The organism is Caballeronia sp. INML3B (assembly GCF_023631305.1).
Classification (GTDB): domain Bacteria; phylum Pseudomonadota; class Gammaproteobacteria; order Burkholderiales; family Burkholderiaceae; genus Caballeronia; species Caballeronia turbans.
Map to the genome: position 1 here is coordinate 23210 of NZ_JALQDI010000010.1, position 11152 is coordinate 34361.

The following is an 11152-nucleotide window of genomic DNA, read 5'->3' on the forward strand; positions in this document are numbered from 1 at the left end:
CCGTAGGCATTCTGCGTTTTGAGTTATGTGTCTTGAATGCGATATGGCATTCGGCGTTTTGTGTTCTGCATTATCGCCGAGACGTCGTGGAAGGCACGCCGTTCAGACGCCGAGCTTCGTCACCATGAATTCCACGAAGCTCGCGAGCTTGGGCGTCGCGCGCGTGTCGCGCGGATAGACGAGATGCACGGGCGACGGCCTCGGCAGGCAATCCTGCAGGACGGCTACGAGCGCGCCGCTTTTCAACTCGTCTTCGACGAGCGCATGGGGCTGAAGCACGAGACCGAACCCCGCGAGCGCCGCCTTTTTGAGCGCTTGCCCATTGTTCGCGCGAAAGCGTGCCGACTGCGTGCGATGCGCGTGCATGGCCTCGTTCTCGCCTTCGAGCCGCCAGCCCGCCTCGCGGCCCAGATGCACGAAACCGAGGCACTCGTGACTCGCGAGATCGGCCGGCGACGCGGGTGTGCCCGCGCGTGCGAGATAGGCGGGCGATGCGCACACCGTCATCGCATACGGCTTGAGCGGACGCGCGACGAAGCTGGAATCGGCGAGCGTGCCGATGCGCACGGCCGCATCGAAGCCCTCCTCGACGATATCGACCATGCGGTTGGTCAGGTCGAGCTCGACGCTGATCTGCGTGAATGCCGCGAGAAACTCGGTGACGGCGGGCGTGACGAACTGCACGCCGTACGTGAGCGGCACGGTCACGCGCAGTACGCCGCGCGGCGTCGCGCTCATCGATTCGGCGAGCGCATCGGCCGCATCCACTTCCGTCAGAATGCGGCGGCAGCGTTCGTAGTATTCCCGGCCGATCTCCGTGAGGCTTTGACGCCGCGTCGTGCGCACGAGAAGCCGCGCATCGAGCCGCGCTTCCAGCGCCTGCAGATGTTTGCCGGCCATCGGCGCGGAGATCGAAAAGCGCTCGGCCGCGGCGCTCAGGCTTCCTGCCTCGACGATGGCGACGAAGACCCGCATGCTCAACAAGGTATCCACTGCGTATATTTCCAGAGACGTATCGAATGTAAGCAGTTGTGGCAATGCGGGCGAAGCCGCATGCAATCGTGATACTAATATCCGCCGATGGCGTGCTCATCGCGTTGCCTTTCAACGCAGCTTACGAAGCACGCCGCTTCCCATATCGATCGAAGGTAACCCGAATGAAAAGAACACTTGTTGCATTGGCCGCTTTCTGCGCATTGAGCCCGGTATTCGCGCAGTCGTCGGCGCCCGCCGCGGCATCGGCACCGGCCGTGCAGACCGCGGCATCCGCTCCGGCCGCCAGCAAGCGCGAGGCGCGCGTCGAAGAGCGTATCGCGGATCTGCATTCGAGCCTCAAGATCACGCCGCAGCAGGAAGGACAATGGTCGAAATTCGCCGACGTGATGCGCGACAACGGCCGCACGATGGCGGATCTGTATCGCCAGCGCATCGCGCAGCGCGACACCATGTCCGCGCTCGACGACATGAAGCAATACGAGCAGATCACGCAAGCGAACGCGGACGGCACGAAGCGCCTCGTCGAGGCTTTCGAGCCGCTTTACGCGAGCCTTTCGCCCGAGCAGAAGAAACTCGCCGATGCGAGCTTCCGCGACGAGCACGGCAAGTCGAAGCACAGCCGCGGGCATCATCGCCCGCATGCGGCGGGTGCGGACGCAGCATCGACGACCAAGCCCTGAACGCTCGGCGCACCGGAAAGCCCGCATCGCGCGATGCGGGCTTTTTTTCGTCCGCCGGGTGCAAAATGGCGCGAATGCCGTTACGATCCCGCTCCGCCACCGTCACTCCGGATCGCATCATGCTCCATCTGTCCCAACTCGATCTCGCCACCGACCCCGCCGCGCGCCGCGTCGTGAAAGACGAAGCCGTCGCCGTCGAATTCGCGGCTGCAGCGGGCGAACTCATGAGCCTCGAAGGCCCGAACCGCTATGCGAAGGACGATGCGATCGTCACCGGCAGCAGCGGCGAGCGCTGGGTCGTGTCGCGCGAGCGCTTCGATGCCAAGTACGTGCCCGAAGGCGGCATCGCGCACGGCGAGGCGGGCACGTATCGCAACCGTCCGGGCGTCGTGCTCGCGAAAGAGATGCAGGAGGCCTTCTCGATCGCGCGATCCGCGGCCGGCGACATCCTCACCGGCGACGCCGGCGACTGGGTCATGCAGTACGCGCCGGGCGACTATGGCGTCGTAAAAGCGGCGCGCTTCGCCAAGGTCTATCGCGACGCTTAAGCGAAGTCTTCGCCCATCTCGATGTCCACTTCACGCGGCACGGTCTGGCCGTCCGCGTACATCTCTTCGAGCGATCCGAGCGTCGCTTCCACGTAGGCGCGCAGCACCGCGTAGCTGCGCGCGTGCATGCGCGGCGGCAGCGCGCGATAACGCGCGAGCGCGGCCGGATCGAAGCGAACGTCGATCGTGATGCGCCGCGCGCTCGACCCAAAGCGCATTGCCACGTAGTGAATCAGGAGCGAGGTGCGGCCCGCGTCTTCCTTGCGTTCGGCGAATTGCGTCTGCTCGGGAAAGAGATCGCAGATCACGTGCGCGAGCATGTCGATGTCCGCGCTCGGACAGTCGTATTGATAGTCGTCCATTCGATATCGAAATCCGGTTGAAGCGCCGGCTCAGGCGCGCTCAGGCGACCCGAGCGGCGACGCGCCGATAGTAGCGCACGAGCGCCACCGCGACGATCACGCCGAGCACGAGATACACGGCGTCTGCGGCGATGAGCGGCACGAGGCGCGCCTGAAAAAGCGCGGCAGGCAAGCCGACGAGCGCGTGCGCAGCCACGAGAAACACGAGTGCGTGACGCGAGCGCTCGCGCAGCATCTGCCACATCAGCGCGGAAAAGCCGAGTTGCAATACGAAGGCGCTCGCGCGTTCGACGACGAAGATGCCCGCCGACACCGGCGACAAGCTCATCAACACCAGATGAATGCGTGCGAGCGCGTCGAGCGGCGCGCCCGCGAAGTGCGAGTCGAGCGTGCCCTGATTCGCGAGCATCGCATAGACGATCCATTGGACCTGCACGAGCACGCCGACGATCCACGCTTCCGCCCCGCCGTGCCCGATGCCGTAGCCGAGCGCGGGCCCGTGCCGGTCGAGCGCGCCCGGCTCGCGTGAAATGAGCCATTTCATCGCGAGAAAGCGTCCGACTTCCTCGCATAAGCCCGCGGCGATCGCGCCGTAGATGACGAATATCGCGGGATTCGCGAGCCAGGCCGACGTCACCGGATTGCTTAACATGAAGCCGTGCAGCGCGCGTTCGATCACCATCGCGAAGAGCGCGAAGACCGCGATGCCGAGAATCGCCTCGCGCGGCAAAATACCGAAACGCGGCCGCACTTTCATGTACAGCACGATGGGCATCGCCGCGATGATGAGCGTCGCGAGCGCGAGGCTCAGCAACGTCGAAACACTGACCATTCAGATTCCTTGTGATGCCTGTTGCGTTTCGCGTGTCGTGGATGCGCGCACGACGAGTTCGCCCGGCAGCAGGCATTCGCGCGCGGGCATCGTGGCGCCGCCGAGCCGTTCGTGGAGAAACTCGACCGCACGCCGGCCGATATCGTACGTCGGCTGGCGCACGGTCGTCATGCCGGCGAGTTGCGCCCATTCGGAGTCGTCGATCGACATCAGCGCGACGCGTGCCTGCCAGTCGGCGCCATGACGCTCCTTCAGATGCACCGCGACGCGCAGCGCAACCGGCCCGTTCGCTGCAAAAAGCGCGACGCGCCTGCCCGCCGCTTTCGCCGCCGCGACGCGCGAATCGAGTTCCGCAAGCGCGGGCGATGCATCGGCGAGATCGATCACGAGCGTCGAGCCGCTTGCATCGAGCGCGGCGACGGTTTCGCGAAACGCGGCTTCGCGCAGGCGCCGCGAACTCACGTGAGTGACGGGCTGCACGATGAACAGCAGCTCGTCGAAACCTTCATCGACGAGATGACGCGTGGCGAGCTGCACGGCGGCGGGATTGTCGAGCCCGACCATGTCGGTGATGAAGCCGTCCACGAAACGATCGACGAGCACGACCGGAATGCCGCCTTGCGCGAAGCCCTGCAGCAGTTCTTCCTTCACGCCGAGCGCATTGACGATCACGCCTTCCACGCGATACGTCGTCAGCAGTTGCAAATAGCGCCGCTCCATGTCGATCTCGTTGGCCGCGTGACAGATGAGCGGCATGTAGCCGAGCGCGTGGCACGCGGCCTCGACGCCCTGAAGCACTTCGACGGAATATGGATTGGTGAGATCGGCGAGCAGCATGCCGATCAGGCGATTGCGGCCGCGCTTCAGGCCGCGCGCCATCTGGTTCGGCCGATAGTCGAGCTTCGCGATGGCCGCCTCGATGCGCTCGCGCAAGTCGGGCGACAGCACCCCCATCTCGCCGTTCAGATAGCGCGAAATGCTGGTCTTGCCCGTGCCGGCTTCGCGGGCGACATCGGTGATCGTCGTGCGGCGCGCGCCGAACGCGGCCGGGCGGTTTGTCAATGTGGGATCGTCGGACATAGTGGTCGTGGGCGCGCGCATCGCCGTGAAGCGGGACGCGACGCCGTCATTATCGTTCTCCTCGCATCGCGCATGTTAGCGCATGCCCGCGCGACCCCACGCTTTCAGCGCGCAAGCGCGTCGCGATTGACGATGTTCCGGGTGAGCGTGCCGTCCAGTGCGCCGATGAGGTTCTCGGCGGCGTTGCGCGCCATCGCGTGACGCGTTTCGTGCGTGGCCGAGCCGATGTGCGGCAGCGCGACGACGTTCTTCATCGCGAGCAGCGGCGAATCGACGGGCAGCGGCTCCTGTTCGAACACGTCGAGGCCCGCGCCCCGAATCGTGCCGTTCTTCAGCGCTTCGATGAGCGCGGTTTCGTCGACGGTCGGCCCGCGCGATGCGTTGATCAGAATCGCGCTGCGCTTCATCTTCTTCAGCTCGTTCGCGCCGATGAGACCGCGCGTCTCGGGCGTGAGCGGCACTTGCAGGCAGACGAAGTCGGATTGCGCGAGGAGTTCGTCGAGCCCGACGCGCTTCGCGCCGAATTCCCTTTCCGCCTGCTCGTTCGCGCTGCGGTTCGTGTAGAGGACGTTCATGCGAAAGCCGAGCGCCGCGCGCCGCGCGACTGCTCCGCCGATGCGTCCGAGACCCACGATGCCCAGTGTCTTGCCCTGGACGTCCACGCCGAAGCACGCCTCGCCGATGCTCGAGGTCCAGTGGCCTTCCTTTACCCATTCAGCCAGTTCGACGACGCGGCGCGCGCTTGCGAGGATCAGTGCGAAGACGGTGTCGGCGGTGGATTCGGTGAGCACGTCGGGCGTGTGCGTGAGCACGATGCCGCGACGCGTGAGGTCATCGACGTCGAATTGATCGAAGCCTACGGAGATGGTCGAAAACGCTTTCAGGTGTTTGGCGCCTTCGATCATGTCGGAGGAGATTTTCACGCTCGCGCCGATGGCACCGTCGGCATTCTGCAGTGCTGCGACAAAGGCCGCGTGGTCTTTTGGATCGACGTGTGCCACGTCGGCGTGCTCGCGGAGGTAGGCTTCGACGTCGCTCGGCAAGGGTTTGTAGGCTACGATTTTTTTCGTCATGGTGGGGTAAGGGTTGGGTCGGTTTGGGCTTTTGTGGGAACCTGATTTCTTGTCGGTCTATTAGCACTGCCCCGCACAGGGGCAACGCTAATAAACCAAAAAGAAAACGGGATCCGGCGAAAAAAAAACATCAACATCAAGACCGCACAACAACACCAGCCCTAACCGCAGCCTGCGGCTTAACAGCCAAAGTAAGCCACACAGAAAGCAACAACGCCACGCTCATGAACACATAAGAGGCCGCCGGCGACCCCGTCGCACCATTCAGATAGCCAACGAAATACGACCCAACGAACGACCCCAACGCCCCCATGCTATTGATGAGCGCCATCGCCCCGCCGGCGACATTCTTCGGCAGCAACTCCGGCACGATCGCAAAGAACGGCCCATAAGGCGCATACATCGCAGCCCCCGCGATCACGAGCAGCGCATACGAAGCCCAGAAATTCGTCGAACCGAGCAAGTACGATCCCGCGAACGCCACCGCGCCGATCAAAAGGAACGGCCATACAAACGCCTTGCGCGCCTGCAGCTTGTCGGAAGCCCAGGAAGCCAGCAGCATCGCGATGGTCGCGGCAAGATACGGCACGGCGGAGAGCCAGCCCGTCTCGACCATGCCAAGCGTCGAACCGTTCTTCAGAATCGAGGGCAGCCACAGCACGAAACCATACACGCCGATGCTCCAGCAAAAATACTGCGCGCACAGCTTGATCACCGCCGGCGACTTGAACGCCTCGCGATAGTTCTTCACTGGCTTGATCGCGGCCTGTTCGGCGCGCAGCGTCGCATCGAGATCGTTCTTTTCCTGGTCCGTGAGCCAGTTCACCTGCGCCGGCTTGTCCTTCACGATGAACCACCAGATCACCGCCCACAGGATGGCAGGCGCGCCTTCGGCAATGAACATGTGCCGCCAGCCGAACGAATTCACGAGGTAGCCCGATACCACCGACATCCACAACACCGTCACCGGATTGCCGAGGATGAGAAACGTGTTCGCGCGCGAGCGCTCCGACTTCGTGAACCAGTTCGCGATGAAGACGAGCATCGCCGGCATCACCGCGGCCTCGACGACGCCGAGCGCGAAGCGGATCGCCATCAGCGACGGAATGTTGCTCACCATGCCCGTGAGCGTCGCGCACCCGCCCCACAGAACGAGGCTCCAGAACACGAGTTTCTTCACGCTGCGACGCTCGGCATAGATCGCGCCCGGAATCTGGAAGAAGAAGTAGCCGAGGAAGAACAACGCGCCGATCAGCGACGACAATCCCTTGCTGATGCCCAGGTCCTGATTGATGCCCGCAGCCGCGGCGAAGCCGTAGTTGGCGCGGTCGAGATACGCGAGGCTGTACGTGATGAAGACGATCGGCATGATCGCCCACCAGCGGCGCACAGCGAGTTTGGGAGTCGAGGATTGCATGGTTGTCTCCGAACGCAATTCGTTGGGTTTCCCGGCGGATGGCCTGGTCAGTCGTCAGGCCAGATCGAACGCGGCTTTGGCCGTCTTGTCGTTGGAATCCTGTGCTTCGAGCAGATCGAGCGCGGCGCGCGTCGGCAGTCCTTCGCTGTCGCCGATCACCTGAATCGCCAGTGCGCCGATGCGGTTGCCGCGCGCGATCGCGTGGCGCACGTCGCGGCCTTCGAGCAGTGCGCTCACGACGCCGACCGCGAAGCCATCGCCCGCGCCGACCGTATCGACGACCTTGTCGACCGGCAGGCCCGGCACGATGCCCTCTTCGCCCTCCGCCGTGCGGAAGTACGCACCGTGCGCGCCCAGCTTGACGACGACGCCCTTCGCGCCCCGGTCGAGATAGAACGCTGCGATGTCTTCGGGCTTCGCATGGCCCGTCAGCGTCAGGCCTTCGGACACGCCGGGCAGCACCCAGTCGGCCAGCGCGGCGAGCGCGTTGAGCGACTCGGCCATCGCCTCGCGCGACGGCCAGAGCGTCGGGCGCAGGTTCGGATCGAACGAAATCGTCTTGCCTGCCGCACGCATTTCCCGGGCCATATGGAACGCGAGTTCACGCGAGCTCGCCGATATCGCGGGCGCGACGCCCGTCAGATGCAGATGACGCGCACCGAGCACGTAGTCGGCGGCGTAATCGTCGAGCGACAGGTGGCTCGCGGCCGACCCCTTGCGAAAGTACTCGACAGCCGGATCGCTGCCGTCGTCGCACTTGCCCTTGAGCTGGAAGCCGGTCGGATAGCGCTCGTCGATCGTCACGCGGCTTGCGTCGATGCCTTCGGACGCGAGCACGTCGAGCACGTAGCGCCCGAATGAATCGTTGCCGACGCGGCTCATCCAGCCCACCTTGAACCCGAGCCGCGACAGGCCGATCGCGACGTTCAGGTCCGCGCCCGCGACGCGCTTCGTGAATTGACCGGCCTTCGCGAGATCGCCGGTGACGGCCGCGACGAACATCGTCATCGCTTCGCCGTAGGTGACGACGTCGAGAGCCTCAGGCTTGGCTTGCATGTCGAGTCCTTTACAGATGAATGCTGAATGCAAAATGCGTAATTCAGAATGCCGCGATTCGCGCGACCTGGCGCGCGGCTTCGGCGTCGAGCGAGACGTCCGCGCCGGCAATGAACGGATATTCGATGCCGCGCGGCACATCGCCCGGCAAGCGCGCGAGCAGCGTCGCGAAGCGCGCCTCGCCGTCCGCGGGCGCGGCCGCGAAACGGCGGGCGCCCTCGCCCATGACTGCTTTGCAGTGCACGTAGGCGACATGCGGTGCGAGCCGCGTGGCGGCGTCGAGAGGATCCTGTTCGGCCCAGTGCCAATTGCCGGTGTCGAAGGTCATTGAAAGGCCGCTTTGTCGCGGCAGCGCGACGAAGAGCGCGTCGAACGCGCCGATCGTCCCGCCCGCCTTCAGTTGTCCGTTCTCGACGACGACGCGCGCTTTCGACGCGGCGATGTCGGTCATGAGGCGGTCGAGCGTCGCCGGATCGGTCGCGACGCCGCGCTCCGTGCCGCCCAGTTGCAGCTTGACGATGCGCGCGTTCAGCGCCGACGCTTCGTCGATGGCGAGGCGGAGTGCTTCGCGGTCGAGCGAGCCGTCGTCATGGAAAAGCGTTGCGGGCGTCGAATAGACGATCCACAAACCCAACCCGCGAATACGTTCGCCCAGTTGCGCGAGCGCTTCCGGCTGCGCATCCGCGTCGCTCGCGAACAATTCTCGGCGCACTTCGAAGCCGTTCGCGCCCGCTCGCGCCGCGGCGCAAGCCCAGACGGCGTGACCGTCGCGCCGGATCGCATCGGCGCCGAACGCGCTCGCGACGATCACAACGTCAGTACTCGCCTCAACGTTCGGGAAATTCTCGTTCACGCGCTTCTCGGTATCGTTTCGGCGCCAAAATTAGCTTGGAACCGGTTCCATGATCGATTTTCAAAAAAGACGCCGCGGCGCCCTGTTGAGAACGAATGGTGCGTCAGACCGCCATCGAGGCGCCATAGTGGAATTCCCTAGCCGAGCAGACCCGGCTCGTCGCACAACTCCAGAAAACGCGCCGCGACGCGCGACGGCGTCGCCGCATGAGGCAGCAGAATGGAAAAGCGGCGCGTGAGCGGCTTCGGTGCGATGCGCACGCGCCGCAGCGCACTGTCTTCGTGACGGATCGACATCGCCGACACAAAACCGATGCCCATGCCCGCGCGCACCGCCTCTTTCACGCCCTCGACGCCGGCGATTTCCAGCGCGACGCGCATCGGCGCATCGCAGTCCGCGAACGCGCGCTCGATAACCTGCCTCACGCCCGAGCCTGGCTCGCGCAGCACGAGCGGGTGCTCGCCGAGTTCATCGAGCGTGACGGACTCGCGCCCGTCGGCAAGCGGATGGCCGTTGGGCAGAATCGCGACGATCTCGTCCTCGCGCCACGACGTGACCGTCGTGCCGAGCGGCAGATCGCTTCCGGGCGAGCCTTCGACCAGCGCGATATCGAGCGAACCGAGGGCTGCGACGATATCCGCCGTATTGCCGTCGATGGTCGTCACGACGACGTCCGGATAGCGCTTGTGAAACGCCGCGATCAGGTACGGCAGCAAATAGCTCGCGGGCGTCGTGCTCGCGCCGATGCGCAGCGTGCCGCGCTCCAGCCCGCGCAACGCGTCCCGCAGCGCGTGCGCCGCCCGGAACGTCTCGCGCAGGCGCTCCGCGTGGCCGAGCAACTGTTCACCGGCGGCGGTCAGGCGCACACCGCGACCGTCGCGCTGATACAGCGGCTCGCCGAACTCCTCCTGCAGAAGCCGCAGTTGGCCGGACACGGCCGGCTGCGACAGATGCAGCGCCACCGCCGCACGGCTGATATTGCCGTGCTCCGCGACCGTCGCGAAGGTTATCAGTTGTTCCGGGGTCATTTCTCATAAATATCAGTTTGTCCGATACTTCACATTCTAAATCACGATTTTTCATATTGATATATCGGGAATAGGATTAGCCCATCGATTCCACCAATTTCAAATGGGTTCATCCATGTCCACGGTTCAGTCCGCACACCATCTTGCGCCGCCCGCCTCCTCCACGCGCGGGCAACTCAACGGCATCCTGTTCGTCGCGTTGTTCGCCGCAGCCGTCACGCGCCTCGCCAGCATCCCCGCCATCGCCGGGCTCGGGATCAGTCCGTTGATCGTCGGCATCGTTGCGGGCGCGGTCTACGGCAACGCATTGCGTCACGGCATGCCCGATAGCTGGGCGGCGGGCGTCAACTTCTCCGCGCGCAAGCTGCTGCGGATCGCGGTCGCGTTTTTCGGGCTGCGCGTGAGTCTCCAGGAGATCGCGCAAGTCGGCGTGTCGGGCTTCACGGTGTCGGTGCTGGTCGTCGTGAGCACGCTCGTGATCGGGACGTGGGCCGGGATGAAGCTGATGAAGCTCGACCGCGACACGGCACTTCTCACGGCAGCCGGCAGCGCGATTTGCGGCGCAGCGGCTGTGCTCGCGTTCGAATCGACCTTGCAATCGAAGCCGCACAAGAGCGCAATGGCCGTCGGCAGTGTCGTGCTGTTCGGCACGCTCTCGATGTTCCTCTATCCGCTCGCGCTCAACGCCGGCTGGCTGCATCTCGACACGCTCGGCGCGGGCCTCTTCTTCGGCGGCACGATCCACGAAGTGGCGCAGGTCGTCGGCGCGGCGAGCAACGTGAGCCCGGAAGCGACGCACATCGCGACCATCGTGAAGATGACGCGCGTGATGCTGCTGGTTCCCGTGCTGCTCGTGATCGGCTTCTGGATCAGCCGCTCGCGTGCCGCATCGGCGGATGGTTCGGCGCAGGGCAAAGGCAAGATCGCGGTGCCCTGGTTCGCGCTCGGCTTTCTCGTGCTCGTCGTCGTGAATTCGCTGCACGTACTGCCCGATGCCGCGACGAGCACGATCAACACGCTCGACACCTTCGCCCTCACGATGGCCATGACCGCGCTCGGCATGGAGACGCGCATCGCGCAGATCCGCGAGGCGGGCCCGCGCGCCCTCGCCACCGGCGCGATCCTGTACGCGTGGCTCGTCGGCGGTGGCCTTGCGATCACGCTCGGGGTCGAACGTCTGTTCGGCTGAGGGATGCACGGAAGTACCCATCGCGCGAGTGTCGGCTC

General features: G+C 64.8%; 12 protein-coding genes. 3 read left to right on the top strand and 9 right to left on the bottom strand.

From position 1 onward, the window contains the following. Window positions 1–102: 102 nt before the first annotated feature. Window positions 103–993 (bottom strand): LysR family transcriptional regulator, encoded by an 891-nt coding sequence (locus NCS58_RS08005; RefSeq protein ID WP_061121740.1) that lies wholly within the window; start codon window positions 991–993, stop codon window positions 103–105. A gap of 164 nt (window positions 994–1157) precedes the next feature. Between NCS58_RS08005 and NCS58_RS08010 the strand changes: the two genes are divergently transcribed. Together NCS58_RS08010 and NCS58_RS08015 are read left to right on the top strand one after the other, a co-directional pair. Continuing rightward, window positions 1158–1676, top strand: a complete 519-nt coding sequence (locus tag NCS58_RS08010) for a Spy/CpxP family protein refolding chaperone (protein WP_061121744.1) — start codon at window positions 1158–1160, stop codon at window positions 1674–1676. A 119-nt stretch (window positions 1677–1795) separates the two neighbouring features. After that, window positions 1796–2224 (top strand): PGDYG domain-containing protein, encoded by a 429-nt coding sequence (locus NCS58_RS08015; protein ID WP_061121540.1) that lies wholly within the window; start codon window positions 1796–1798, stop codon window positions 2222–2224. Here the strand turns inward: NCS58_RS08015 and NCS58_RS08020 are convergent. The 8 genes from NCS58_RS08020 to NCS58_RS08055 form a co-directional block, all read right to left on the bottom strand. Next, window positions 2221–2586: a DUF3022 domain-containing protein gene (locus NCS58_RS08020; protein ID WP_250476678.1), complete on the bottom strand. Its 366-nt coding sequence runs from the start codon at window positions 2584–2586 to the stop codon at window positions 2221–2223. The two genes, NCS58_RS08015 and NCS58_RS08020, sit on opposite strands and share 4 nt — an antisense overlap. A gap of 40 nt (window positions 2587–2626) precedes the next feature. Further along, complete coding sequence (locus NCS58_RS08025) at window positions 2627–3418, bottom strand: YhfC family intramembrane metalloprotease (RefSeq protein ID WP_250476679.1); 792 nt, start codon at window positions 3416–3418, stop codon at window positions 2627–2629. Then, on the bottom strand, window positions 3419–4498 hold the full coding sequence (locus tag NCS58_RS08030) for a LacI family DNA-binding transcriptional regulator (RefSeq protein WP_250476680.1): 1080 nt from the start codon (window positions 4496–4498) through the stop codon (window positions 3419–3421). 104 nt (window positions 4499–4602) lie between these two features. Beyond that, the gene (locus NCS58_RS08035) at window positions 4603–5571 is read right to left on the bottom strand and encodes a D-glycerate dehydrogenase (protein WP_061121508.1); all 969 of its coding nucleotides are present in this window, start codon (window positions 5569–5571) and stop codon (window positions 4603–4605) included. 136 nt (window positions 5572–5707) lie between these two features. Next, window positions 5708–6988 carry an MFS transporter gene (locus NCS58_RS08040; RefSeq protein ID WP_061121509.1) on the bottom strand — a complete coding sequence of 427 codons (1281 nt, stop codon included), beginning with the start codon at window positions 6986–6988 and terminating at the stop codon, window positions 5708–5710. 54 nt (window positions 6989–7042) lie between these two features. Continuing rightward, window positions 7043–8044: a sugar kinase gene (locus NCS58_RS08045; protein ID WP_250476681.1), complete on the bottom strand. Its 1002-nt coding sequence runs from the start codon at window positions 8042–8044 to the stop codon at window positions 7043–7045. Window positions 8045–8087: 43 nt separating this feature from the next. Continuing rightward, entirely contained in the window at window positions 8088–8897 is an 810-nt protein-coding gene (locus NCS58_RS08050; protein ID WP_250476682.1) for a TIM barrel protein, read from the bottom strand. 137 nt (window positions 8898–9034) lie between these two features. Beyond that, on the bottom strand, window positions 9035–9925 hold the full coding sequence (locus tag NCS58_RS08055; protein ID WP_250476683.1) for a LysR family transcriptional regulator: 891 nt from the start codon (window positions 9923–9925) through the stop codon (window positions 9035–9037). Window positions 9926–10040: 115 nt separating this feature from the next. On the opposite strand from NCS58_RS08055, the gene NCS58_RS08060 reads away from it, so the two are divergent. Further along, a complete protein-coding gene (locus tag NCS58_RS08060; protein WP_250538209.1) occupies window positions 10041–11114 on the top strand; it encodes a YeiH family protein in 1074 nt (357 codons plus the stop codon). The last annotated feature ends 38 nt before the right edge of the window (window positions 11115–11152 follow it).